Origin of the sequence: Pseudomonas sp. Je.1.5.c (assembly GCF_051129895.1) — a bacterium.
GTDB classification, from domain to species: Bacteria; Pseudomonadota; Gammaproteobacteria; order Pseudomonadales; family Pseudomonadaceae; genus Aquipseudomonas; species Aquipseudomonas urmiensis.
The window spans coordinates 17359-41857 of the sequence record NZ_JBCPSP010000028.1; the positions used below are offsets into that span (position 1 = coordinate 17359).

20 protein-coding genes and 1 pseudogene are annotated in these 24499 nt (G+C 62.9%); 15 read left to right on the top strand and 6 right to left on the bottom strand.

Going from position 1 to position 24499, the window contains the following annotated elements; genetic code table 11:
* Positions 1-57: 57 nt before the first annotated feature.
* Complete coding sequence (locus AAZU54_RS18890; protein ID WP_186555527.1) at positions 58-429, top strand: translation initiation factor Sui1; 372 nt, start codon at positions 58-60, stop codon at positions 427-429.
* Between the two features lie 153 nt (positions 430-582).
* Complete coding sequence (gene speA / locus AAZU54_RS18895; RefSeq protein ID WP_186555526.1) at positions 583-2496, top strand: arginine decarboxylase; 1914 nt, start codon at positions 583-585, stop codon at positions 2494-2496.
* Between the two features lie 74 nt (positions 2497-2570).
* Here speA and AAZU54_RS18900 read toward each other — a convergent pair whose 3' ends face one another.
* Positions 2571-3908, bottom strand: coding sequence for an MATE family efflux transporter (locus AAZU54_RS18900; RefSeq protein ID WP_312154209.1), 1338 nt, complete (start codon positions 3906-3908; stop codon positions 2571-2573).
* A gap of 194 nt (positions 3909-4102) precedes the next feature.
* On the opposite strand from AAZU54_RS18900, the gene AAZU54_RS18905 reads away from it, so the two are divergent.
* The gene (locus AAZU54_RS18905; RefSeq protein WP_434727507.1) at positions 4103-9004 is read left to right on the top strand and encodes an alpha-2-macroglobulin family protein; all 4902 of its coding nucleotides are present in this window, start codon (positions 4103-4105) and stop codon (positions 9002-9004) included.
* 90 nt (positions 9005-9094) lie between these two features.
* On the opposite strand, the gene AAZU54_RS18910 is transcribed toward AAZU54_RS18905, so the two are convergent.
* The gene (locus AAZU54_RS18910; protein WP_186555523.1) at positions 9095-9388 is read right to left on the bottom strand and encodes a hypothetical protein; all 294 of its coding nucleotides are present in this window, start codon (positions 9386-9388) and stop codon (positions 9095-9097) included.
* A 59-nt stretch (positions 9389-9447) separates the two neighbouring features.
* On the opposite strand from AAZU54_RS18910, the gene pbpC reads away from it, so the two are divergent.
* The 4 genes and pseudogenes from pbpC to AAZU54_RS18930 form a co-directional block, all read left to right on the top strand.
* Positions 9448-11802 carry a peptidoglycan glycosyltransferase PbpC gene (gene pbpC, locus AAZU54_RS18915; RefSeq protein ID WP_434727508.1) on the top strand — a complete coding sequence of 785 codons (2355 nt, stop codon included), beginning with the start codon at positions 9448-9450 and terminating at the stop codon, positions 11800-11802.
* Positions 11803-11915: 113 nt separating this feature from the next.
* The gene (locus tag AAZU54_RS18920) at positions 11916-13586 is read left to right on the top strand and encodes a ShlB/FhaC/HecB family hemolysin secretion/activation protein (RefSeq protein WP_186555521.1); all 1671 of its coding nucleotides are present in this window, start codon (positions 11916-11918) and stop codon (positions 13584-13586) included.
* A 178-nt stretch (positions 13587-13764) separates the two neighbouring features.
* On the top strand, positions 13765-14223 hold the full coding sequence (locus AAZU54_RS18925) for a helix-turn-helix domain-containing protein (RefSeq protein ID WP_186555652.1): 459 nt from the start codon (positions 13765-13767) through the stop codon (positions 14221-14223).
* A gap of 33 nt (positions 14224-14256) precedes the next feature.
* Positions 14257-14673 (top strand): annotated as a pseudogene (locus tag AAZU54_RS18930) (PIN domain-containing protein); the annotation flags it as partial.
* Between the two features lie 10 nt (positions 14674-14683).
* On the opposite strand, the gene AAZU54_RS18935 reads toward AAZU54_RS18930, so the two are convergent.
* Complete coding sequence (locus AAZU54_RS18935) at positions 14684-15094, bottom strand: response regulator (protein ID WP_186555520.1); 411 nt, start codon at positions 15092-15094, stop codon at positions 14684-14686.
* Between the two features lie 51 nt (positions 15095-15145).
* Positions 15146-15328 (bottom strand): Flp family type IVb pilin, encoded by a 183-nt coding sequence (locus AAZU54_RS18940; protein ID WP_186555519.1) that lies wholly within the window; start codon positions 15326-15328, stop codon positions 15146-15148.
* A 286-nt stretch (positions 15329-15614) separates the two neighbouring features.
* Here AAZU54_RS18940 and cpaB point away from each other — a divergent pair, with 286 nt between their 5' ends.
* From cpaB to AAZU54_RS18980, 8 genes are all read left to right on the top strand, one after another.
* Positions 15615-16547, top strand: coding sequence for a Flp pilus assembly protein CpaB (cpaB, locus tag AAZU54_RS18945; protein ID WP_186555518.1), 933 nt, complete (start codon positions 15615-15617; stop codon positions 16545-16547).
* A gap of 18 nt (positions 16548-16565) precedes the next feature.
* Positions 16566-17810 carry a type II and III secretion system protein family protein gene (locus AAZU54_RS18950; RefSeq protein WP_434727509.1) on the top strand — a complete coding sequence of 415 codons (1245 nt, stop codon included), beginning with the start codon at positions 16566-16568 and terminating at the stop codon, positions 17808-17810.
* The gene (locus tag AAZU54_RS18955; protein WP_312155858.1) at positions 17807-18997 is read left to right on the top strand and encodes a pilus assembly protein; all 1191 of its coding nucleotides are present in this window, start codon (positions 17807-17809) and stop codon (positions 18995-18997) included. Before AAZU54_RS18950 ends, AAZU54_RS18955 begins: the two co-directional genes overlap by 4 nt.
* Positions 18994-20250: a CpaF family protein gene (locus AAZU54_RS18960; protein WP_186555515.1), complete on the top strand. Its 1257-nt coding sequence runs from the start codon at positions 18994-18996 to the stop codon at positions 20248-20250. The genes AAZU54_RS18955 and AAZU54_RS18960 overlap by 4 nt, the downstream gene beginning before the upstream one ends.
* A complete protein-coding gene (locus tag AAZU54_RS18965) occupies positions 20247-21128 on the top strand; it encodes a type II secretion system F family protein (protein WP_186555514.1) in 882 nt (293 codons plus the stop codon). Before AAZU54_RS18960 ends, AAZU54_RS18965 begins: the two co-directional genes overlap by 4 nt.
* A gap of 2 nt (positions 21129-21130) precedes the next feature.
* Positions 21131-22018 (top strand): type II secretion system F family protein, encoded by an 888-nt coding sequence (locus AAZU54_RS18970; RefSeq protein ID WP_312152763.1) that lies wholly within the window; start codon positions 21131-21133, stop codon positions 22016-22018.
* 13 nt (positions 22019-22031) lie between these two features.
* A complete protein-coding gene (locus AAZU54_RS18975) occupies positions 22032-22709 on the top strand; it encodes a tetratricopeptide repeat protein (RefSeq protein WP_186555512.1) in 678 nt (225 codons plus the stop codon).
* A gap of 88 nt (positions 22710-22797) precedes the next feature.
* Positions 22798-23052: a DUF3613 domain-containing protein gene (locus AAZU54_RS18980; protein ID WP_186555511.1), complete on the top strand. Its 255-nt coding sequence runs from the start codon at positions 22798-22800 to the stop codon at positions 23050-23052.
* A 51-nt stretch (positions 23053-23103) separates the two neighbouring features.
* Here AAZU54_RS18980 and AAZU54_RS18985 read toward each other — a convergent pair whose 3' ends face one another.
* Complete coding sequence (locus AAZU54_RS18985; RefSeq protein WP_189661855.1) at positions 23104-23886, bottom strand: response regulator transcription factor; 783 nt, start codon at positions 23884-23886, stop codon at positions 23104-23106.
* Positions 23887-23998: 112 nt separating this feature from the next.
* A complete protein-coding gene (locus AAZU54_RS18990) occupies positions 23999-24469 on the bottom strand; it encodes an A24 family peptidase (RefSeq protein ID WP_186555509.1) in 471 nt (156 codons plus the stop codon).
* Positions 24470-24499 lie beyond the last annotated feature (30 nt).

A 24499-nucleotide genomic window follows, 5' to 3' on the forward strand; every position in this document is an offset into this window, starting at 1 on the left:
CGGTCGGTTCCAGGCAATGGCGTCGACCAGTTTTTGTCCTCAGCAAGAGGAACAAAAGTGGCCAAGAAAGCTTCTTCCTTCTCCGCCCTTGGCGGTCTCGTGTATTCCACCGATGCCGGTCGGCATTGCCCAGCGTGCGGCAAGCCGGCGGACGCCTGCATCTGCAAGCAGCACGTCATCCCCGAAGGTGACGGAATCGCCCGCGTGCGCCGCGAAAGCAAAGGTCGCGGCGGCAAGACCGTGACTACGGTCAGCGGCGTACCGCTGGCCCTCGAACAGCTCAAGGAGCTGGCCACCAACCTCAAGCGTCGCTGTGGCACGGGCGGAGCGCTGAAGGATGGGGTCATCGAGATTCAGGGCGACCACGTCGAGCTGCTGCTCGGCGAGCTGACCAAGCTGGGCTTCAAGGCGAAAAAATCCGGCGGTTGATCCGCCTGGACGCATTTTTCCCCAGGGCTTTCTAAACTCGTTTCCGTAGTCAGGGTCTATCCCTGGACATGGACGAACCGTCATTTTCAGTTTCTACACTGCCAGCGCCCTTTCGGTAGGGCAGTGTCTTCGACTTTTCTACAGGGGACTTGAATGTCCGTACGACGCACACGCAAAGACGATGGTAGCCAGTGGACCGTGGCCGATAGCCGCAGTGTTTATGGCATCCGCCATTGGGGCGCAGGGTATTTCGCCATCAATGAAGCCGGGCGCGTCGAAGTGCGCCCCAATGGCCCCAACAGCGCGCCGATCGACCTGTTCGAGCAGGTCGACGAACTGCGTCAGAGCGGCCTGTCGCTGCCGCTGCTGGTGCGCTTCCCCGATATTTTGCAGGACCGCGTGCGCCAGCTGACCGGCGCCTTCGACGCCAACATCGCGCGCCTGGAGTACCAGAGCCAGTACACCGCCCTGTACCCGATCAAGGTCAACCAGCAAGAAGCGGTGGTGGAAAACATCATCGCCACCCAGAACGTCTCGATTGGCCTGGAGGCCGGCTCCAAGCCCGAGCTGCTGGCCGTGCTGGCGCTGGCACCCAAAGGCGGCACCATCGTCTGCAACGGTTACAAAGACCGCGAGTTCATTCGCCTGGCGCTGATGGGCCAGAAGCTTGGCCACAACGTGTTCATCGTCATCGAGAAAGAATCCGAAGTCGCCCTGGTGATCGAGGAAGCCGCTGAGCTGAAGGTCAAGCCGCAAGTGGGCCTGCGCGTGCGCCTGTCGTCGCTGGCGTCGAGCAAGTGGGCCGATACCGGTGGCGAGAAGTCCAAGTTCGGTCTGTCTGCGGCCCAGCTCATCTCGGTGGTCGAGCGCTTCCGTGGCGCCGGCCTGGACCAGGGCATTCGCCTGCTGCACTTCCACATGGGCTCGCAGATCGCCAACCTGGCGGACTACCAGCACGGCTTCAAGGAAGCTATCCGCTACTACGGCGAGCTGCGCGCCTTGGGCCTGCCGGTCGATCACATCGACGTCGGTGGCGGCCTGGGGGTCGACTACGACGGCACTCACTCGCGCAACGCCAGCTCAATCAACTACGACATCGACGATTACGCCGCAGTCGTGGTGGGCATGCTCAAGGAGTTCTGCGATGCCCAAGGCCTGCCGCACCCGCACATCTTCTCGGAAAGCGGCCGCGCCCTGACTGCGCACCACGCGATGCTGGTGGTGCAGGTCACCGACGTCGAGAAGCACAACGACGAAGTGCCGACCATCGAAAACAAGGAAAGCCTGCCGGAGACCGTGCAGTGGCTGGTCGACCTGCTCGGCCCGACCGATATCGAGATGGTGACCGAGACCTACTGGCGCGCTACCCACTACATGGGTGACGTGGCCGCGCAGTATGCCGACGGCAAGATCAGCCTGGCCGAGAAAGCCCTGGCCGAGCAGTGCTACTTCGCTGTGTGCCGCCGCCTGCACAACTCGCTCAAGGCTCGCCAACGTTCGCATCGCCAAGTGCTCGATGAACTCAACGACAAGCTGGCCGACAAGTACATCTGCAACTTCTCGGTGTTCCAGAGCCTGCCGGACACCTGGGCGATTGGCCAGGTACTGCCGATTCTGCCGCTGCATCGCCTCAACGAAGAGCCGCTGCGCCGCGCCGTGCTGCAGGATCTGACCTGTGACTCGGATGGCAAGATCAACCAGTATGTCGATGAGCAGAGCATCGAGACCAGCCTGCCGGTGCATGGCATCAACGAAGGTGAAGACTACCTGTTGGGGATCTTCCTGGTCGGTGCTTACCAGGAGATCCTGGGCGACATGCATAACCTGTTTGGTGACACCGATTCGGTGAACATCTACCAGAATGCCGATGGCAGCGTGTACCACGCCGGGATCGAGACCCATGACACCATCGAAGACATGCTGCGCTACGTGCACTTGTCGCCGGAGGAGTTGATGACGCATTACCGTGACAAGGTCGCCAGCGCCAAGATCACTGCGCGTGAGCGTACCCAGTATCTGGATGCGTTGCGCCTTGGCTTGACCCGCTCTTCCTACCTGTCGTCGTAAGCTTCAATGGCTTGGGTGTAATCCAGATCTTGGGGCCGCAAGGCGGCCCCAAGATCTTGAGAACATCACTGCACTCAGGGCACCCACTGTCCCTGCCGCTCCAACCGCCACCCCAACCACCCCAGCGTCACCGCCCGCAACCCCATGAAGCCGAGAAACGCCAACCACAATCCATGGTTGCCGAACCCACTCGCCATCCACGCCAACGGGCAAGCCAGCACCACGCTGAGCAGCATCGCATTGCGCATTTCCTGCGCCCTGGTCGCGCCAATGAACAAGCCATCGAGCAAATAACTCCACACCGCCACCAGCGGCAGCAACGCCAGATAGGGCAAGAACGGATACGCCGCCGCACGTACGCTTTGGATATCTGTCTGCAAGTCGATGAACAGATGCCCGCCAAGCAGGAACAACAGCGCAAAGCCGATACTCACGATCAACGACCAGCCGCCCGCCACCACCAGCGAGCGGCGCAGGGTCTGGCGATCACGCGCGCCGATGGCGTGGCCGCATAACGCCTCGACCGCATGGGCCAGGCCATCCAGGGCATAAGCCGTCAGCATCAGCCCATTGAGCAGCAAGGCATTGGCCGCCACTGTCGCCTCGCCCAAGCGCGCGCCTTGTACCGTCAGCAGCAGGAACACCAGCTGCAAGGCCAGGCTGCGCAAAAAGATATCGCGGTTAACCGACAGCAACGGCCGCCAGGCCTGCCAACGTTTCAACGCCGCCCAGGCGATCTGCCCAGGGTAGGCGCGCAACGCCGGGCGGGTGAGGGCCAGGCCCAGCAGCGCAGCACTCCACTCAGCGATCACCGAGGCCCGCGCCGAACCGACCACGCCCCAGTCCAGGCCAAGGACGAACCACAGGTTCAGGGCAATGTTCAGCACGTTGGTAGTGAGCAGGATGGCCAGCGGCGCGCGGGCGTTCTGCGTACCGAGGAACCAGCCGACCAGGGCGTAGCTGGCCAAGGCTGCCGGCAAACCCAGCAAGCGCGTGTGGAAAAAATCTTCGGTGGATTGATGCAGCGCCGCGCTCGGCTGCATGGCGTGCAACGCCAATTGGCTGAAGGGCAAGGCAAGCAGGCCGATGACGATGGCGAAGCCCAGCGCCAGCAGCAGCCCTTGCACCAGCACCTGGCGCAACGCTGCACCGTCGGCGCGCCCTGCAGCCTGGGCAGCGAAGCCCGTTGAGCCCATGCGCAGGAAGCCCATCAGCCCGACCATGAAGGTGAACAGGGTGGCGCCCACCGCCACCGCGCCGAGCTGGTGAGCATGCGGCAGATGGCCGATGACGGTGCTGTCGACCAGCGCGACCAGGGGCACCGAGATGTTGGACAGGATCATCGGCGCGGCCAGGCCCCAGACCTTGCGGTGGCTCGGGCGATCACGCCAGTCGGCGATAAGAGAAAACATGCGAAGTCCTGGAAGTGGAACTGCTTGTAAGACTATTCCGGGTAAGTAGTACATTTGCCCGACGGCATTGTAGCGGCCAGGCAACCAAACTGCGCGAACGCGGTCTCACTTGCCGCTCCATACCGGGTGCGGCGCTCGCGGTTGCGCTATAGTTGGTGCCCTTACGAACACGCTGCCGAAGAGTCCCCTCTCTCATGCTCAACAAAGGATTGTTGCTGGCCTGCGCGCTGGCCCTGCTCAGTGCCTGTGATTCCTCCTCCAAGGACACCCCTGCACCCGCGGAAAAACCGGCGGCCACTGCGCCTGCCGAAGCTAAACCGGCCAAGCGCGAAGACCCCGCCGTTCTCGCAAAACGCTATGCCGGTCGCGAGCTGACTGTACTGGATGTCTCGGAAACCCAGGTCGACGGTGCCAGTGCGTTGTCGATCAGCTTTTCCGCTCCGCTGGATGCCAGCCAGGACTTCGCCGCCAAGGTGCACCTGGTCGATACCGTCAAAGGCAAGGTCGATGGCGCTTGGGAGCTCTCGGACAACCAAATGGAGCTGCGCCTGCGCCACCTTGAGCCGCAGCGCAAGCTGGTCCTGACTGTCGACAAGGGCCTGCTGGCAGTCAATGGCAACGCGCTGGCCAGTGAATCGGTCAGCCGCCTGGAAACCCGCGACATGCAGCCGACCATCGGCTTCGCTAGCCGTGGCTCGTTGCTGCCCACCCGCCTGGCCGAAGGCCTGCCGGTGATCGCCCTGAACGTCGACAAGGTCGATGTGGAGTTCTTCCGCATCAAGCCGGAAATGCTCTCGACCTTCCTGGTCAACTGGGGCCGTAACAGCAGCTTGTACTACTACCAGTCCAAGGAAACGTTGCAGATGGCCGAGCTGGTGTACAGCGGCCGCTTCGACCTCAACCCTGCGCGCAACACCCGCGAAACCGTGTTGCTGCCCATCGCCGGGATCAAGCCACTGCAAGACCCAGGCGTGTACCTGGCCGTGATGCGTGCCTCCGGCACCTACGACTACTCGCAGCCGGCGACCCTGTTCACCCTCAGTGACATCGGCGTCTCCGCGCACCGTTACCGTGACCGTCTGGACGTATTCGCCCAGGCCCTGGAAGGCGGCAAGGCGCTCAACGCGGTCAACCTCGAACTGCACGATGACAAGGGCAAGCTGCTGGCCCAGGCCAAGACCGACAGCGACGGCCATGCGCAACTGCCGATCACGGCCAAGGCCGACACCCTGATCGCCACCCAAGGTGTCCACACCACCTTGCTGCGTCTGAACACCGCTGCCCTGGACCTGGCTGAATTCGATATCACCGGCCCTCAAGCCAACCCGCTGCAGTTCTTCATCTTTGGCCCGCGCGACTTGTATCGTCCGGGTGAAACCGTGTTGCTCAATGGCCTGTTGCGCGATCAGGACGGCAAGCCCATCAAGGTCCAGCCGGTGAGCGTGGAAGTGCGCCGACCGGATGAGCAGGTCAGCCGCAAATTCGTCTGGGAGGCCGATGCCAATGGCCTTTATCAATATCAGCTGCAATTGGCCACTGAGGCGCCTACCGGTCGCTGGCAACTGCTGCTGGACGTGGGCGGTGGTCGCAAGCAGGTGTACGAATTCCTCGTCGAGGATTTTTTGCCCGAGCGTCTGGCGCTTGAGCTCAAGGGCAGTAGCACGCCGCTGAGCCCTGAGCAAACCGCACACATCCAGGTCAACGGCCGCTACCTCTATGGCGCGCCTGCTGCCGGCAACCGCCTGAGCGGCCAGGCCTATGTGCGGCCGCTGCGTGAGGCAGTGCCGGCGTTGCCGGGTTATCAGTTCGGTTCGGTCACCGAGACCGAGCTCAATCAGGATCTGGAACTGGACGAAGTCACCCTCGACCAGGCCGGCAAGGCAACAGTGGACATCGAGAGCCGCTGGGCCGAGGCTCGTTCGCCCCTGCAACTGACTGTGCAGGCCAGCCTGCAAGAGTCGGGTGGTCGGCCGATTACCCGCCGCTTCGAACAACCGATCTGGCCGGCCGAGCGCCTGCCGGGCCTGCGCGGGCTGTTCGAGGGGGAAGAAACCGACAGCGACGGCCCAGTCGAATTCGAAGTGCTGGTGGCCGACCGCAATGGTAAAAAGCTCGCAGTCGATAACCTCAAGGTGCGCCTGATCCGCGAGCGTCGTGACTACTACTGGAACTACTCGGACAGCGACGGCTGGAGCTACAACTACAACGAGAAGTTCCTGACCCAGAGCGAGGAGACTGTCAGCGTCAAGGCCGGCTCCACGGCCAAGCTCAACTTCCTGGTCGAGTGGGGCCCATACCGGGTCGAGGTGGAAGATCCGCAGACTGGCCTGGTGTCCAGCGCACGCTTCTGGGCTGGCTACCGTGCCCAGGACAACGCCGAAGGCGGCGCGGTACGTCCCGACCAGGTCAAGCTGGCGCTGGACAAGAAGTCCTACGCCGATGGCGCCACTGCCCAGGTCACCGTCACCCCACCGGCCGCCGGCAGTGGTTACCTGATGGTCGAATCCAGCGACGGTCCGCTGTGGTGGCAAGAGATCGATGTGCCTGCCGAGGGCAAGACCTTCGACGTCAAGCTCGATAGCAAGTGGGCGCGCCACGACCTGTATATCAGCGCCCTGGTGATCCGCCCCGGTGAGCGTAAGGCCAATGCCACGCCCAAGCGCGCGGTTGGCGTACTGCACCTGCCGCTCGATCGCGCCGAGCGCAAGCTGGCGGTGACCTTGCAAGCGCCGGAGAAGATGCGCCCCAAGCAGCCGCTAACGGTCAAGTTCAAAGCCGCCAATGCCGATGGCAGCGTTCCCAAGCAGGTGCATGTGCTGCTGTCGGCGGTGGATGTCGGCATCCTCAATATCACCGACTTCAAGACCCCAGACCCCTTCGCCAGCCTGTTCGGCCGCAAGGCCTATGGTGCTGACCAATTGGACATCTACGGCCAGCTGATCGAAGCCGGCCAAGGCCGTCTGGCGAGTTTGGCGTTCGGTGGCGATGCGGGCATGGCCAAGGGCGGCAAGCGCCCCAATACCACAGTGACCATCGTCGCTCAGCAGAGCCTGCCGGTGACCCTCAACGACAAGGGTGAAGGCGAGGCCACTGTCGACATCCCCGATTTCAACGGTGAGCTGCGGCTGATGGCCCAGGCCTGGAGCGACGAGCACTTCGGCATGGCCGAAGGCAAGACGGTGGTCGCCGCGCCGCTGATCGCCGAGTTGTCGGCGCCACGCTTCCTGGCCGGCGGCGACCGCACCAACCTGGCGCTGGATTTGGCCAACCTGTCCGGTCGCGCCCAGCAACTGACTGTGCAACTGAGCACCGAAGGTCAGCTTGGCCTGGTTGCCGCCAATCAGCAAAACATCACCTTGGCCGAAGGCCAGCGCAGCACCTTGATGATTCCGGTTCAAGCCCAGGGTGGCCTGGGCCAGGGCAAGGTCCATGTGCAGGTCAACGGCTTGCAACTGCCAGGCGAGCCTGCCATGGCCTTCGAGCGTGAATGGACCTTGGGCATTCGCCCGGCCTACCCGGCGATGCTCAAGCACTACCGGGTGGCACTCAAGGATCAACCCTGGAGCTTGCCGGAGAGCGATCTGGCCGAGTTCGAACCAGCGGGCCTGGAAGCCAGCCTCGCCCTGTCGAGCCGCCCGCCATTGAACCTCGCCGAGCAGATCCGTGCGCTTGAGGCGTATCCCTATGGCTGCCTGGAGCAGACCACCAGCGGCCTGTATCCGTCGCTCTACGCCGACGCCGAAAGCCTCAAGCGCCTGGGCATCAAGGGCGAGCCGGCCGATGTGCGCAAACGCAAGATCGAGATGGGTATCGAGCACCTTTTGGGCATGCAGCGCTACAACGGCAGCTTCGGCCTGTGGAGTTCGGACAGCGAGGAAGAGTACTGGCTGACCGCCTATGTCACCGACTTCCTGCTGCGCGCTCGCGAGCAAGGTTACGGCGTGCCGGCCGAAGCTTTGAAGAAAGCCAACGAGCGCCTGCTGCGTTATCTGCAAGAGCGCAACTTGATCGAAGTGAACTACAGCCAGAATTCCGAGCACACCCGCTTCGCGGTGCAGGCCTACGCTGCGCTGGTGCTGGCCCGCAGTCAGCAGGCGCCACTGGGTGCCTTGCGCAGCCTGTTCGAGCGCCGCAGTGACGCCCGCTCCGGTCTGCCCCTGGTGCAACTGGCGGTGGCGCTGGACAAGATGGGCGACAAGCCGCGTTCGCAGCAGGCCTTGCAGGCCGGCCTGGGCATTGGTCGCAGCGACGGCTGGATGGCCGACTATGGCAGCGCGGTGCGCGATCAGGCGCTGATCCTGGCGTTGCTGCAGGAGAACAACCTGGCCAGTAACCAGGTCGACCAACGTCTGTTCGCCTTGTCCGATGAGTTGGCGGCCAATCGCTGGCTGTCGACCCAAGAGCGCAACGCGCTGTACCTGGCTGGCCGTGGTCTGCTGGGTAAACCCGAAGGCAAATGGCAGGCGCGTCTGGACAGTGCCGGTGAGATTCGTGAGCTGGACAACGCGGAATCTGGCATGAAGCTCGAAGGCCCTCTGCTGGCATCGCCATTGACGGTGCAGAACCAAGGCAGCGAGACCCTCTACCAGCAACTGACCTTGTCCGGTTATCCGCGCCAGGCGCCTGCGCCAAGTGGCAATGGCATGGAGATTCGTCGCGAGTACCTGGGCATGAACGGCCAGTACCTTGATCTGCGTAATCTGCGCAGTGGTGATCTGGTCCTGGTGCATCTGGCGCTCAAGGCGCACAGCCAGGTGCCGGACGCGCTGGTCGTCGACCTGCTGCCTGCGGGGTTGGAGCTTGAGAACCAGAACCTGGCCCAGAGCGCGGCCAGCCTGGAAAACGCCAGCAGCGCGGTGAAGCAGTGGCGCGAGTCGATGCAGAACGCCAACGTGGTTCATCAGGAATACCGTGATGACCGCTACGTAGCGGCGCTCAAGCTCGATAGCTACGGCACCACGCACCTGTTGTACCTGGCGCGTGCGGTCACCCCGGGCACCTATCGGGTGCCGCCACCGCAGGTCGAGTCGATGTACCGGCCGAACGTGCAGGCGGTGGGCGAAAGCCAGGGTGAGTTGGTGGTCAAGGCGCGCTAGGGGCGGCTGTCCTCATCGCGGGGCAAGCCCGCTCCTACAGGGCAGGCCCATGTAGGAGCGGGCTTGCCCGCGATGAGGACCGATCCTGGATCAATGAATGATCCAGCTCAGCACCCACAACCCCAACACCAACCAGATGATCCCAAGGATGATCGAAGCGCGCATGAAAGCGCGGATCGCCGAGTACAGCAGCAACAGGCCGACGATCAGGGCCAGGATGCTGACCAACGAGGTGTCCATGCCCAAGGTACGCGCCAGACCATCGATAAAGTTGCCGCCGGCATTGGCCAGCAGGTTGAACAGCCCGCTCAATGCGTCGACGATAAAGCGGATCAACGCGCCCAATGCCTGGCCCAGCCAATCGAAAAAACCTTCTACATGCATAATCGCTTCCTGATGATCAATCCAAGGCTTTGGCCATCACCTGGCCAGGTCGGTTCCCGATGCCAAGCTTAGTACGCCCACATAGCCGTGCGGGACGGCTACTGCGCGGCATTGTCGTGGGCTGCCTGCTGGCGATGGGCCTGCTGTGGTTGGCCGATCGTATCTGGCCATTGCCGATGCCCGCCGATGACCTGGCGCGGGTGGTCCTGGCCGAGGATGGCACGCCACTTTGGCGTTTTGCCGATGCCGATGGCGTCTGGCGTTATCCCATCAGCCCCGATGAGGTGTCGCCGCTGTATTTGCAGGCGCTGCTGACCTACGAAGACCGCTGGTTCTACCGCCACCCTGGGGTCAATCCGCTGGCGCTGGTGCGCGCGGCCTGGCTTAACCTCAGCGGTGGCCGGGTGGTATCCGGGGGCAGCACCTTGTCGATGCAGGTGGCGCGTTTGCTCGACCCGCACGAGCGCACCTTGCTGGGCAAGTCGCGCCAGCTGTGGCGAACGTTGCAGCTGGAGTGGCACCTGTCCAAGCGCGAGATCCTCCAGCTGTATCTCAATCGAGCACCGTTTGGCGGCACCCTGCAAGGCGTGGCGGCGGCCAGTTGGGCGTATCTGGGCAAATCCCCCAAACACCTCACCCCAGCGGAGGCGGCCATGCTCGCCGTATTGCCGCAGGCGCCCAGCCGTTTACGCCCAGACCGCCATCCGCAACGGGCCCAGGCGGCTCGCGACAAAGTCCTGCAGCGCTTGGTCGAGTATCAGGTGTGGCCCGCGCAACAGGTCGATGAGGCGCGCGAGGAGCCCTTGCTGCTGGCGCCGCGCCAGGAACCGGCGCTGGCTCCGCTGCTGGCGCGAAGGCTCAATAGCGCCAACAGCCCACCGCTGATTCGCACCACCGTCGATGCCTCGTTGCAGCGGCGTCTGGAAGATTTGCTGCTGGGCTGGCGCGCCCGGCTGCCCGAGCGCACCTCGGCGGCGATCCTGGTGGTCGATTCGCAGACCATGGCGGTGCGCGCCTACCTGGGTTCGATCGACCTCGCCGACGAGCGCCGCTTCGGCCATGTCGATATGGTTCACGCGCTGCGCTCGCCCGGCTCGACGCTCAAGCCGTTCCTTTACGGCATGGCCTTGGATGACGGCCTGATCCATTCCGAATCGCTGTTGCAGGACGTACCGCGCCGCTATGGCGACTACCGCCCGGGCAACTTCTCCATGGGCTTCAGCGGGCCGGTCTCGGCCAGCTCAGCCTTGGCCCTGTCGCTCAACTTGCCGGCGGTGCAATTGCTGGAGGCCTACGGCCCTAAGCGGTTCGCTGCGCAACTGCGCATGGGCGGCATGCCGCAGATACTGCCGCCATTGGCCGAACCGAACCTGTCGCTGATTCTGGGCGGTGCTGGCAGCCGTCTGGAAGATCTGGTCGGCGGCTATGCGGCCTTGGCCCGCGCCGGGAACAGTGCACGTATCCGGCTGCAACCTCAGGACCCGTTGCTCGAACGCCGGCTGCTCTCACCTGGGGCGGCGTGGATTATCCGGCGTATTCTCAGCGGCCAGGCGCGCCCGGACCGCGACCCGCACGCAGAACTGGTACAGCGCCCGCAGCTGGCCTGGAAGACCGGCACCAGCTATGGCTTTCGTGATGCCTGGGCGGTGGGGGTAGGACCACGTTATTTGATCGGGGTGTGGATTGGCCGCCCCGATGGCACTCCGGTGCCTGGCCAGTTCGGCCTGGCCTCGGCGGCGCCGTTGATGCTGCAAGTGCACGACCTGTTGAGCAATCGCGACAGCCAGCGGGGCATCAGTGCGCCTGTCGAGCAGGTGCCAGCGTCGGTTGGCGTTGCCGCGATCTGCTGGCCGTTGGGCCAGCCGATGAATCGGCAAGACCCCAATTGCCGGCGCCAACGCTTTGCCTGGACCCTCGACAACACCACCCCGCCGACCTTGCAGGCGGCTGACCAGCCGTTGGGCTTGAGCCTGCGCGAAACCGTCTGGGTCAATGACCAAGGCTTGCGTGTCGATGCCAGCTGCGCCGGTGCCAAGGCGCAGGACATCGCCCTCTGGCCGGCCCCATTGGAACCTTGGCTGGCCCGGGTCGAGCGGCGTGCAGCGCGTCTGCCGCGAGTCGATCCAGCCTGCCCGCCGCAGGTTCCGGCCAGCGCGCCACCGCTGTCGATCGTCGGCGTTCGCCCCGGTGATAACCTGCGTCGCCCGGCGACCAGCAGCGAGCCTTTGCAGCTGCATGTTTCGGCGTTAGGTGGCGCTGGCCTGCGCTGGTGGTTCGTCAATGGCCAGCCGCTGGGTGAAACCCGCGGGCAGGACAGCATGCTGCTGCGTTTCGAACAGGCCGGGCGCATCGAACTCAGTGCCTTGGACGAGAGCGGCGAGACGGCGCGGGTAGAGTTCCAGGTCAGCGAATGATTCACCGGCGCCAGGCGCGTACAAGGTTCGACGTTTACTGGGCCAGCGCCTAGGCTTTGCACGTGACGGGGCGGCACTTGCGGCCCTTATCCACGGGATCATGGAGTGTCCGAATGCGCCCTCTGGTCGTGTCCCTGCTGATGCTGTCCTGGGCGGGGCTGGCCGGGGCCCAGCCTTTGCCCAGCTTTCTCAACAGCAACGACATCGAGCGACGCCTACCCAGCGCGAATGTGCCGGTCGACGCCTATCGTCCTAACGTGCCGGTAATGCACGTTGCGCCGATAGCTGTCGGTCAGCCACATGCACTGCCCCTGAGCAGCCGGTTCGAGCTGCGCAAGGTCCGCTTCGAGGGCGGTACGGTGTTCCCCTTGAGTGATCTGCGCGAGCATTACCGGCCATTGATCGGTCGCAGGGTCACGTTGGGCGAACTGGTCGAGTTCACCCAGCGCTTGACCCAGCGCTATCAGCAGGATGGTTACCTGCTCTCATACGCCTACCTGCCACCCCAGGACTTTGCCGATGGCCGGGTGCGCGTGGTGCTGGTGGAAGGTTATATCCGTGATTACCAGATAGAGGGCGACATCGGTCCGGCTGCCACCTACCTGGACACCCTGTTGGGCAAGCTCAAGGCCGAGCGTCCGCTGACCCGGACCACCTTCGAGCGCTATACCAGCCTGATCAATCGCATCCCGGGAGTGAGCTTTGCCGCGCACTTGGCTGCGCCAGCCAGCGCTGATGGCGCTGCGCGGCTGGTCGCCCAGGCCTCGCGCAAACCGCTTAGCACTTCCGTGCAGGTCGTCGAGGGCAGTCGCGATGATCCACAAGCGCTGATTGCGCTGACCAGCAATGGGCAAACCCGCTTCGCCGAACAGCTCTCGGCCAGCGCACTGGTGCCACCTGGAGAGGATGAGAGTCATTATGGCCGGCTGGATTATGGCCAGTACCTGGATGGCGAGGGCAGCCGCCTGCTGCTTTCGGCTGCGCGCTACCGCAGCGAGCCCAGTACGCGGGTACGCCTGGACAATGGCATCGATCTAACCCAGCAGCGCGAGACTGATCGCTACTCGGTCGGTATCAGCCAAACCCTGATCGCCTCGCCCAGGCAATGGCTGGACGTGGTTGGACGCTTCTATGTGGTCAAGGACCGGATCGACTACCAGCGGGTTGGCTCTGGGCTGAAGTCAGATAGCCAGACCCACCTGCGTGCGCTGTCCTTCGAGGGCGACTGGCGCCAGGCCGACCCTGGCCGCCTGCGGATTGTCAGCGCCGGGGTGTACCAGGGGTTGGACTATTTCGGGGCGCGGACCAATGCCGACTATGACTTGGACTTTCTCCGTCTGCGCCTGTCTGCGTTGCAGAGTGATCAGTGGTTCGACAACTGGCAAGGCGTGGCTTCGGCGGCGTTGTCCTGGAGCGGTGACAGCCTGCCAGACAGCGAGCGCGTGGTGTTTGGTGGGCAGGGCTTCGGCCGTGGTTACCCCAGTGATCAAGCCTGGGGCGACAAGGGCTGGGGTGTGGCCTATGAGCTGAACTACAGCTTCAAGCGAGAAGGCCATTGGCTGAAGGTGCTGCAACCCTACGTCGTGTTGGACGCCGCCCGCACCTGGTTCAACGAGGTTGATATCCGCGAGGCACGCCTGTCATCGGCAGCGCTCGGCGTGAGGCTGGGTGATGCGCGCTACTACAACGTTGCCCTGGAAGTCGCCAAGCCGCTATCGGACATCGCCCTGGACAGCCTCGATCGGCGGCCGCGGATGACCTTGAGTTTCAGTTGGCAGTTGTGAGTTTCAGAGAAACGCCTGACGCACGCTGTCGAACGTCGTCTGATAGCCCCAACAGATGTTTGTTCTTACCCTTGGAAGCGTTGCCAGCGGGTTGCCCTTGCCGAGGAGATTGGAGTTGAGTTTTCGTTTATTTCGATTAGGGTCAGGTGATATTGGCATGGCAATGGGAAATACAGTCATGAGCATATCCCGCAAATCTGACTTTCCACAGGCTCGAGAGATCGCTGCAGCGGTACAGGGGCAGCGAGCGCTCGCCGCATTTCTCTGCACCAAAGAAGATATGCAGCGAATCGAAATCTACGATGAGAAAAACAAGGCACATGCAGTTGAATTGCCGACGAGCGCTTTGCGCTTGCTGATGGATGTATTGGGTGAACTGGCGCTAGGAAATTCCGTACGTGTGGTGCCGGTTCATGCCGAACTGACTACTCAGGAAGCCGCAGACTTACTGAGTGTTTCACGGCCTCATCTGGTCAAGCTGCTGGAGGAGGGGGCACTGCCTCACCACAAGGCTGGCCGCCATCGAAGAGTGTTTTTTTCCGACCTTATGGCCTACAAGCAACAGCGTGATGACGCCAGACACAAGGCCTTGAATGAGTTGACGAGCCTGTCTGAAGAGCTTGGGTTGGGCTATTGATGGGCACACGACGAAGAGTGGAAGCGTAACCTTCTACGCAATAGGGAGGACCTGAGCAGGGAACAACTCGATCGGGTATCTAGGCTAATGGAGGCCGCGATTCCCGATGCTTTAGTTAAAGGCCATGAACAACTCCTCGACTCGATCGAGCTGCCAGATCCGGATGATGCTCATGTTCTGGCTGCCGCCATCAGAAGCAGCGCGGAAATCATCGTCACGTTTAATTTGAAGGATTTTCCGTCCTCGACGCTCGATGCGTTCGATGTGCAAGCGCAGCATCCTGATGAGTTCATCATGGATCTTTGGGACCTGGATCAAGCTGCGGTAGCTGAAATGCGCCAAGCCCTGGTGCGCTCGCCCTATACCGCTTACGCCCTGATCGAGTGTTTACTCAAGCAGGGGTTGCCCCAAACGGCGGGCATGTTGCGTGGCTACGCCATGCTCATCTGAGCGATGTACGTTACTGGCGAACCACCTGCATCCTCGGTGTGGGAAACAGGTTCTCCAGCGTCTCCAGCAGGCGGGCGTGGAAGATCGGCTTGCGAAACAGATCCAGTACCTGCAAGCGCAGCAGGTCGCTGACATCTTCCAGATCGGCATGCCCGGACATGACGATCACCGGCAGGTGTTGGCGGGAGGTGTGGTCGCGCAGGCGCTTGATCAGGCCGATGCCGCTTTCTTCGGGCATGCGCAGGTCGGTGATGACCAGGGCGACGTCAGGGTAGCGCGTGAGTTGCTGCAGTGCGGCTTTGACTGAGGTGGCGGTGTGGCACTTGAAACCTTCGTTTTCCAATAATTCGGCAAGTTCGAGCAGTGCCTCTTCCTCGTCGTCGACTAAAAGGATCTGTTGACGCAAGGAAGAGGTTGGCATCGTCGGCTCCTGACGGGTAGGTAGCGCAGGGCATGCGTGTGCGGCTTTCGATCAAGGCGTGATGGCGGTCTGGATGGTGCCCATCATGGTTTTGATCTGTGCGGAGATCGGATCGACGAAGGCCGCCAGTGCTACGGCAACCATTGCCGCAATGACTGCGTATTCGATACCGGAGGCTCCGTCCTTGCGTTGCAGGAAGTTCTGGCAGTGGATGAGGATCTTGAGCAGCAACATGGCACATCTCCTTGCGCGGGCGGCGCCGGTTTGTGGGGCGTAATGCGGTGATGCCCCTTTGCTATCACAGAATCGTCAAGCTACGCCGGAGTGCAAATGTAAGAAGGCATTAATTACAAAGTATTAGGTTGGTTCAGCGACGCTAAGCGCCTGTTTTGTCTCAGCGTCAAATTCATGGCTGGAAAAACTTAGTATCGCTCATGGCGATTTAGCCGCTCTGAACTACCGTGCAATAGCGAAATAGTTACTTTTTGCCATCATGGGTTTCAGGTGCGGGAGAGCGGTAATGAGCAGTCGCTTGACCATGATCCTTGCCGGGCTGTTTCTGGTTGCGGCATTGCTTGCAGGGTATTGGGGGTTGGTGCTGAGTCGACCGCCCGCGCCCGTCGCTGCGCCGCCGAGTGTCGAGGTGACGGCTCAGCCAGTAACCGCTCCGGCGCCGATTCAGGTGGAGGAACCGCGCCGCTCGCCCATCGTCGTGTTGCGCCGCGACGTGGCCGCCAATACGCCTCTGAGCGAAGACGATCTGCTGATCGAGCGCTTGCAGGTGGTGCCTCAGGGCGCTTTCCAGCACATCGAGCAAGTGCTTGGCCGGCGCAGTGAGCGCGCCTTGGCTCAAGGGGCTTGGCTCGACGAACACAGCTTCCAATCAGGTGGCCCGCTGGCGCGGATGATCCGCAGCCACGAGCGGGCGGTGGCTGTGGCAGTCGATGATGTCGTTGGCGCGGCAGGGCAGGTGCGCCCCGGCGACTATGTGGATGTGCTGCTGTTCTTGCGTGAAGAAAACCACAACCCGCAGTCCTCCGCCCAGGTCATCTTGCCTGCGCTGCGGGTATTGAGCGTCGGTGAGCAGACGGGCTTGGCCAATGACGGCCGCCCGGCGCAAACCGCCGAAGAGCAGCAGGGGCGGCATGACCCGATCGGCACTGGCAATCGCACCGTGGCCTTGGCCGTGCCTGAAGCCTTCGCCAGCCGCCTGATGCTGGCAGCCCAGGCCGGCACCCTGCGCTTGGCCGTGCGTAGCGCCGATGAGCAGCTGCTGGCGGGCTATTGGGCCAATCCACAGGCCAAGCCCCAGGTCGAAACTGCCAGTCGCGATCTGTTTCGCTTTAGCCAATTGTCCCAGGTGCCTATCGCTAACGTCGCGCCTGCGGCGGGCAACCCAGGTATGCAGATCATTCGCGGCGCCCAGAGCAACGATTCAGTCAAGACACCCTGACCCAGCAAGGATGCAGCCATGCGTAGTTCCGCGCGGATATTCACCCCGTTGTGCCTCGCCCTGTCGCTGATAACGAACCTGCCCATGGCACAGGCGGCGGAAAAGGGCTGTCCGGCGTTTGCCGACTTGCCCTCGGTGATCGAGATGGACCAGGGCCTGCAACAAGAGCTGCGCCTGCCGGTGACTATCAGCCGGGTGGCGGTGGGCGAGCCGAAGGTCGCCGATGTCCAGGCGAGTGGCGAGCGTGCGGTGCTGCTCACTGCAGTGGGGCCGGGGAGCACCACCTTGATGCTGTGGACCGCCTGCGCCCCTTCGCCGCATCGGGCAATGCTGTTCGTCAAGGGCAGGGCCAGTGCCGACATGGCCGAAGACGCGCTGCTGCCTTCGCAGGATGAGCAACTGCCGACCCAGGTGCAGGCCGATATCCGTTTCGTCGAGGTGCGCCGGAGCAAATACAAGGAAGCCGGCGCGCGGTTGTTCTTCAAGGGCTCGAACAACAGCCTGATCGGCTCGCCCAATACCGTGCCCAATACCGCTGTCACCCCTGGCAACGTGCCTATCGCGCGTCCTGCCATACCGCTTGATGACAGTGTGTTCAATATCGTCTGGGGCGGCGGCAGCAGCCGCTTCTTGGCTGCGATCAACGCGCTGGAAAATAGCGGCTTTGCCTACACCCTGGCGCGCCCGAGCCTGACCGTGCTCAGCGGCCTTACCGCGAGCTTCCTGGCCGGTGGCGAGATTCCTATCCCGGTGCCCAGTGCTGGCAGTGACAACGTCTCGATCGAGTACAAGGAGTTCGGCGTACGCCTGGCCCTGACCCCGACGGTGATCAGTCGCGACCGCATTACCCTCAAGGTGGCGCCGGAAGTCAGCGAGCTGGACTACAACAATGCGGTGACCATCGCCGGGACCCAGGTGCCTGGCTTGAGCGTGCGCCGCACGGATACCAGCATCTCCCTGGCCGACGGCGAGAGCTTCATCATCAGCGGTTTGATCAGCAGCAACACCCGCTCTTCGGTAGACCGTCTGCCCGGGCTGGGCAGCTTGCCGATACTGGGCGCGTTCTTTCGCCAGTCGGCCTTGGTCCGCGATGAGACCGAGCTGCTGATGATCGTTACCCCGCACCTGGTCCAGCCATTGGCTGCCAACGCCCGCCTGCCCGAGCTGCCGGGTGAGCACCTGCGCACCTACGACCCCAGCTGGGGCCAGCTGTTCTTCCTGGAAAACGGCAATTTCGATGGCCGCAGTGGGTTATCACGATGAACGAGAGCCTCAACCAGACGTACCTGGCGATCACCCGCAACGAGCAAGACCTCAACTGGTTGCAGGGCGCTTTGGCCCAGCAGGGCCAGGTGATCGGCGCCAGTGGCGGCAGCCTCGACGAGTTGCTGGCGCTGGTCGACGTGACCTTCAGCAACCTGGTGTTCATTGGCTTGGACCGCGAGCAGTTGGTCACTCAGTGCGCCTTGATCGAAGGCGTTTTGGAGGCCAAGCCGATGTTGGCGATCGTCGCCCTCGGCGATGGCATGGACAACCAGTTGGTGCTGCATGCCATGCGTGCTGGCGCTCGCGACTTCGTTGCTTACGGCTCGCGGGCCAGCGAGGTGGCTGGCCTGGTCCGGCGTCTGGGCAAGCGCTTGCCAGCGGTGACCAGCAACCCCAGCCTGGGTGGCCTGACCGTGCTCTACGGCGCCCAGCGCGGTGCCGACGGTGCGCTGCTGACCACTCATCTGGCGCGGGTGGTGCAGGACAGCGGCCAACAGACCCTGCTGCTCGACCTCGGTTTGCCGCGTGGCGACAGTCTGGCCTTGCTGGGCTTGGAAGCGTCGTTCTTCTTCGGCGACGCCTTGCGCCATTTGCGTCGGCTGGACGCCACGTTGATCGACAGCGCCTTCACCCGCGACAAGAGCGGCCTGCGCATTCTGGCCTATGCCGAAGCCGACGAGCCGCTGCGCAAGACCAGTGCCGCCGAGCTGTACATGTTGCTCAGCGCGCTGCGCCAGCACTTCCAGCACATTGTCCTCAACCTCACCGGGCAGACCGACAGTGAAGCGTTGCGCACTATCGTCAGTCATTGCGACAAGCTGATTCTCTACACCGATCAGAACATCCTCGATTGCCGGCGCAACCTGCAAGTGCTCGATCAATGGCGCGACCGCGGGATCAAGCTGGAGCACGCCAGCTTGCTGGTGGACCGCTACCTCAAGCATGTCGCGCCAGACGCCGAGGCCTTGGCCAAACGTTATGGGTTGCCGTTGCTCAAAGTCATGCCGTACAGCCCTGAGGTGCGTCTGAATGCCAAGAACCAAGGCCTGAGCCTGTTCGAACTGGCCCCGCGCGAAAGCCTGACACAAGCCTTGCAGGGCCTGGGCGAGCGCCTGGCGCAGCGTTCGCAAAGCCTTGAAACGCCCACGCTGACCTGGCTGCGACGCCTGTGGGGGAGCAAATGAGCGGCGACGAACCTTTTGGCGGTCAACGCCATGCTGCGGCTGAGCCGCAAGCGCTCAAGCGCGCCTTGCACCGGCACGTCATCGACAGTATCGAGGACAGCGGGCGCAACTTGCTCGAAGGTGCCCGGCCAGCCCTGACGCAGTTCGTCTTCGAGCAGGTTGGCGACTATGTGGCGCGTATGCGCCTGGCCCTGTCGCGCTACGAAATGGAGCGCATGGCCGAGGAGCTGGTCGACGAACTGACCGGCTATGGCCCACTTGAGGTACTGCTACGCGATCCCAGCGTCACCGAAATTCTGGTCAACGGCCCGCACCGGGTGTTCGTCGAACGCGCCGGTTTGTTGCAGCTGACGGACCTGCGTTTTATCGACGCGCACCATGTCGAGCGGGTCATGCAACGCATCCTGGCGCCCTTGGGGCGGCGCCTGGATGAGTCTTCGCCGATGGTCGATGCGCGCCTGCCCGATGGCAGCCGGGTCAATGCCATCATCCCGCCGGTGGCCTTGGACGGGCCGTGTCTGTCGATCCGAAAATTTCGCCGCGACATGCTCAAGAGTGCCGACCTGCTCGCGACCCGGGCGATCGATCAGGCCATCTTCGACTTTCTTGAACGCGCGGTGGGGCGGCGCTGCAATATTCTGGTCAGTGGCGGCACCGGGACCGGCAAGACCACCTTGCTCAATATCCTCAGTCTGATGATTGCCCCGCAGGAGCGCCTGGTGACCATCGAAGACGTCGCTGAACTGCAGCTCAATCACCCTCATGTGGTACGCCTGGAGACGCGCCCGCCGAACGTCGAGGGGCATGGTGAGATCAAGGCCAGCGAGCTGATTCGCAACGCCTTGCGGATGCGCCCGGATCGCATCCTGCTGGGTGAGATCCGCGGCGCCGAAGTGCTCGATGTGCTCACGGCGATGAACACCGGTCATGATGGCTCGATGAGCACCGTGCATGCCAACACCGCCCAGGACGCCTTGCTGCGCCTGGAAACCCTGGTCGGTCTGAGCGGCCGGCAGATCGCCGAGAAGACCTTGCGCCAGATGATCTGCGCGGCGCTCGACGTGGTGATTCAGTTGACGCGGCTGGCCGATGGCCGTCGCTGCGTCAGCGAAGTGCTGGAAGTGGTGGGGGTGCGCGACGATGTGTACGTGACCAACACGCTGTTTCGTCTCGACCGCCGCGGCGGCACCAGCTTTCTGCGCGAAGCACCGAACCCGGCTGGCGCCAAGTTGCGCAACGACGGTGTGCTGTGACTGGCGCCCTGCTGCTGGCGCTGTCGCCGCTGTTGCTCGGCGTCGCCCTGCTGCTGTTTCGCCTGGCCCTGTACAAGCGCGGCGAGGAGCGCATTCTGCAGCGCCTGGGCCGAGCCTATCGCTCGGTGCGCAGCGGCAAGGCGCGGCGTGAATGGTTCGACCCGCTGCTGCAACGGGCAGGCGTGGATACTGCCGCGTTCAATCCCAGGCCATGGCTGCTGGCGTGGGGCGGATTGGTCATGGCTGGCCTGCTGGCCTCTGGCTGGGCGTTCGGCTTGATGGTGCTGTTGAGTGTGCCTGTGCTGGGCTATCTGTACTTGAGTTGGCGATATCGGCTGCGCGTGCGCCAGATCATCCAGCAACTGCCGGGCCTGTTGGACTACAGCGTGCGTAGCTTGAAGGCCGGGCGGACGCTGAACGATTCGGTGCTGGGCGGAATCGATGGCACTCGCGAACCGCTGCGTTCGGCCATGGAGCGGGTGCGGCGCAATGTCCGCCTGGGGGTAGCGCTGGAGGTAGCGGTCAGCGAGCTGGCCGAACTCTATGATCAGGACGAAATGCGCCTGTTCGCCCTTGGTCTGCGGATCAACCAGCAGTATGGCGGCAATGCCAGCGAGTTGATGGAGAACCTGATCAAGCTGATCCGCGAGCGCGAACAAGGCACGCGCCAGCTCAAGGCCTTGACCGGTGAAACCAGGGTCACCGCATGGATTCTCGGGGCGCTGCCGTTGAGCATGGTCGGCTACTTCCTGCTCGGTAACCCCGGCTACTTGCTGGGTATGTGGCGCGACAGCCAGGGGCAGATGCTGCTGTTACTGGCCTTTGCCTTCCAGGCGCTTGGTTGCCTGGTGCTATGGCGCATGATGAGGAGCCTGTGAACATGGCCTGGCTGATCTGCGCGGTGTTCCTGCTGGCTGGATTCGCCTTGCTCGGCATGCAGGCCTTGAAGCAGTTGCGCGGACGTTTGCTGATCGCGCGGCGCTTGCAAGGTCAGCTGGCACGCGAGGAGCGGTTGGGCGACTGGCTGCACTGGCTAGGCAGCAGCAACCTGGGGCGGCGCTTGCAGCGGCTCGATGGCGAAACCCAGGCGCTGCTTGATCGTGTGGGTTGGCGGCGCAGTCGCCAGCGAGCGCTGTTTGCCGCTGTCCAGTTGGGGCTGCCGCTACTGGCAGTGGGCCTGACGCTGCTGTTGCAACACGGATTGATGGGCGCCTGGACTGGCCATTGGTTGGTGCTGCCGTTGTGTGCCTTGGGGGTCGGCTATCTACTGCCCAAGCGCCTGCTGGCGCTGGCGGCTGCGCGTCGTCAACAGCGCATCGCCCTGGAAGTGAGCTTGCTGATTCCCTTGTTACGCATCCTCTTTGAAACCGGCCTGGCCGTCGAGCAAGCCCTGCGGGTGCTCAGTCACGAAGGGCGTACCTTGGTGCCGGAGATCAGCGAAGAGCTGCGCCTGGTCCTGCAACGGGTGGACTCCGGCCTGGCCCTGGCGCCTGAGCTGGAAAAGACTGCGAAACTGCTGGCGGTCGATGAGCTGATCGACACCTGCGTGATCCTGCGCCAGCTACTGGTGCAGGGCAGTGGGGCGATGAAGTCGCTGCAAGCCCTGAAGACCTTGCTCGATGACCGCCGGATGACCCGTTTGCAGGAGCGGGTGTCGAAGATGTCGGCGAAGATGTCGGCGGTGATGATGATATTTCTGTTTCCGGCCCTGCTGATTGTCTTGGCCGGACCTGGCTTGACCGCGTTGGCGCGGGCCTTGGGATCGTGAGGGGAGGGTGGGGATGAGATCAATATTGATAGCCCTGGGGCTGTTGCTGCTTAGCGGTTGCGCCGGGCACTCGCCGCAGGGCCTGGCGCAGGTGTTCGCTGGCAACACATGCGGCAAGCCCGACGCTGACCAGCAGTTGGCCCTGAACCTGGCGGATGAAATGCTCAACGACGGCCGCCCGCATGCCAGCCTTGCGCATTTGCAGCAGTTGCCAGATGAACTCGACCAGGTGCGCCTGCGCAAAGCCAAGGTCCTGCGCCTGCTCGGGCGTAGCGAGGCCGAGCCGCTGTACCGCAGCCTGCTCGGCGGTTGTCTTGCCTCTGAAGGCGAGCACGGCCTTGGCCAGCTGGCATCGGCCCGCGGAGACGACGCCCAGGCCCTGCGCAATTTGCAGCGGGCTGTGCGCCTGGCGCCGACCGATGAAAAGGTGCGTAACGATTTGGGCGTGGTGCTGATGAACCTTGGCGATCATGAGCAGGCGCGCTTTGAGTTTCTGACGGCGATTGAGCTCAAGGATGATAACCCACTGCCGGCGGTCAACCTGGTGGCCTTGTCGTTGCTGCAGGACAACTGGCAGCAGGCGGCAGATCTGGTGGCCCGTCTGCGGCTTAAGCCTGCGCAATTTGCCGAGGCCCAGGCGCGCGCCAGGCAGTTGAAGTCGACCGGGCGGGGTGTTCTGCCGGTCAGTTGAAGGGTCGGCCAGCGAGCCTTGTAGGCGCTGGCTTGCCTGCGATGGGCCGCAAAGCGGCCCCAATCCACGCAACAGGAGGCACTTTCCGATGCTCAGATCCTTAATTCTCCTGGCCTGCATTCCCCTGGCAGCAGTGGCCGAAGAACCGCCACGCCAGCCGCCAGCGCAAACCGCCACCGAAGCCCTGTTGCGCGTGCAATCGAGCAACCAACAAGCCTCGACCAAGCTCCAGCGGCAAACCGCCAGCGAGCGCGACCAATCGATGTACCGCTGGCTGGAAACCTACAAGTACCCGATCCCCGACCATTTCCGCTGGGTGAAGATCAGCACTGAGAACAACTAGAGCCCCGTTTCAACGCAGTATGGGCGAGTGCGGAAGCAGTTCGTACAGAGCCTAGTGGGTGGTAAAACGCTGGTGCAGGGGTGATGAGCGTGGCGTCAGGGCCAGCGCCAGCTGGGTGCGGTTGTGCATGTGGGTCAGGCGCAGCACCTGCGACACGTACAGCTTCACAGTGTTCTCGGTGATGCCCAGCTCACAGGCGATCTGGTAATTGGTCTTGCCCTTGCTGACCAGCTTGGCCACTTCCAGCTGACGTGGCGAGAGTTTCTCGAACACTGCCGGCAGTTCACCCTCTGGCTCTTCGGCATCGGTGGCGCGTCGGTGCACACCTTGGCCGCGGGCCTTTTCCAGATCCTGGTAAAGGTCGTCGATGGAGTCCGCCAGATATTGCAGGCGTTGGTTCAGGCTGCCCAGCTCGCGGAAATTGCGCCGCCGCTCCAGCAGCGCCTGCTCCTGTCGACGTACGCCTTCGAGCAGTTCGTTGAGGTCCATGGGCTTTTGATAGTAATCGGCAAACCCCTCGCGCAGGGCACGGATCACATCCTGTTTGTCGGCGCGGCCCGTGAGCATGATCGCTTCGAACATGCGCTGGCGGCCAGCAATCTCTTTCAGCGCCCGGACCAGTTCGATGCCATCGCGCCCGGGCATATGCAAATCGCAAAGCACCAGGCCGATTGCGTCTTCGGCTTGGTAGCGTTCGATCGCTTCGCCAGTCGAGTGGGCGGCAACGCACACATAGCCTTGGCTTTCGAGAAATTCACATAACTCTTCGACAATTACCGCCTGGTCATCGACAACCAGAATCTTCACCTCACTCACGGTCTTGTTCACGATCAACTCCCTGTTCGATTCGCCCCGCTCCCGTGCCAGACGCACTGACGCTTAAGAAAGTAGTCGCACTTTGCGGTTATGTACAAGGGCTGTACAAGTTATCCGACCGCATGGTCACTCATTGGATCCATACCGCGGTCAATAAAAAGCCCACCAGTACATAGGGAGCGAAGGGCTGTTTGTCGCCGACCTGTTCGGCCAGGACTTGTAGGCGTTTCTTGACCTTGGGGTTGAGCAAGGTCCATAGCCGGCGTCGGCTGAGCATCCACAGCAACACGGCAATGCCGGCACCGATGAAGGTGCCGAGCACGTATTGATGACTGGTCGCCAGCGCCAGCGCGCCCAACAACTTGACGTCGCCCGCGCCAAAGCGCCCAAGCATGTAGCCAGGCAGGGTGAGCAGCATGACGATGGCCAGCGCCCAGCCCGCATCACTGGGCTCGGCGCCGATCCAGCTGTGGCCGGTGGCGAATAGCCAGGCCAGGGCGCAAGCGGCAGCACCCAGCGTCAGGGTGTTGGAAATCTGCCGTTCACGGACATCTTGTTCAGTACACAAGGCAAGCCACATCAAGAGAACAATGCTGTGCATTGGCAAATTGCCATCCCTATTCGTTGAACG

Excerpts from the sequence above, each read along its gene's own strand:
- pbpC (WP_434727508.1), top strand. The coding sequence starts at position 9,448 with ATGCCAAGCTTAGTACGCCCACATAGCCGTGCGGGACGGCTACTGCGC.
- cpaB (WP_186555518.1), top strand. The coding sequence starts at position 15,615 with ATGAGCAGTCGCTTGACCATGATCCTTGCCGGGCTGTTTCTGGTTGCG.
- AAZU54_RS18960 (WP_186555515.1), top strand. The coding sequence starts at position 18,994 with ATGAGCGGCGACGAACCTTTTGGCGGTCAACGCCATGCTGCGGCTGAG.
- AAZU54_RS18910 (WP_186555523.1), bottom strand. The coding sequence starts at position 9,388 with ATGCATGTAGAAGGTTTTTTCGATTGGCTGGGCCAGGCATTGGGCGCG.
- AAZU54_RS18980 (WP_186555511.1), top strand. The coding sequence starts at position 22,798 with ATGCTCAGATCCTTAATTCTCCTGGCCTGCATTCCCCTGGCAGCAGTG.
- AAZU54_RS18935 (WP_186555520.1), bottom strand. The coding sequence starts at position 15,094 with ATGCCAACCTCTTCCTTGCGTCAACAGATCCTTTTAGTCGACGACGAG.
- AAZU54_RS18950 (WP_434727509.1), top strand. The coding sequence starts at position 16,566 with ATGCGTAGTTCCGCGCGGATATTCACCCCGTTGTGCCTCGCCCTGTCG.
- AAZU54_RS18975 (WP_186555512.1), top strand. The coding sequence starts at position 22,032 with ATGAGATCAATATTGATAGCCCTGGGGCTGTTGCTGCTTAGCGGTTGC.
- AAZU54_RS18990 (WP_186555509.1), bottom strand. The coding sequence starts at position 24,469 with ATGCACAGCATTGTTCTCTTGATGTGGCTTGCCTTGTGTACTGAACAA.
- AAZU54_RS18955 (WP_312155858.1), top strand. The coding sequence starts at position 17,807 with ATGAACGAGAGCCTCAACCAGACGTACCTGGCGATCACCCGCAACGAG.
- AAZU54_RS18970 (WP_312152763.1), top strand. The coding sequence starts at position 21,131 with ATGGCCTGGCTGATCTGCGCGGTGTTCCTGCTGGCTGGATTCGCCTTG.
- AAZU54_RS18920 (WP_186555521.1), top strand. The coding sequence starts at position 11,916 with ATGCGCCCTCTGGTCGTGTCCCTGCTGATGCTGTCCTGGGCGGGGCTG.
- AAZU54_RS18905 (WP_434727507.1), top strand. The coding sequence starts at position 4,103 with ATGCTCAACAAAGGATTGTTGCTGGCCTGCGCGCTGGCCCTGCTCAGT.
- AAZU54_RS18940 (WP_186555519.1), bottom strand. The coding sequence starts at position 15,328 with ATGTTGCTGCTCAAGATCCTCATCCACTGCCAGAACTTCCTGCAACGC.
- AAZU54_RS18925 (WP_186555652.1), top strand. The coding sequence starts at position 13,765 with ATGAGCATATCCCGCAAATCTGACTTTCCACAGGCTCGAGAGATCGCT.
- AAZU54_RS18900 (WP_312154209.1), bottom strand. The coding sequence starts at position 3,908 with ATGTTTTCTCTTATCGCCGACTGGCGTGATCGCCCGAGCCACCGCAAG.
- speA (WP_186555526.1), top strand. The coding sequence starts at position 583 with ATGTCCGTACGACGCACACGCAAAGACGATGGTAGCCAGTGGACCGTG.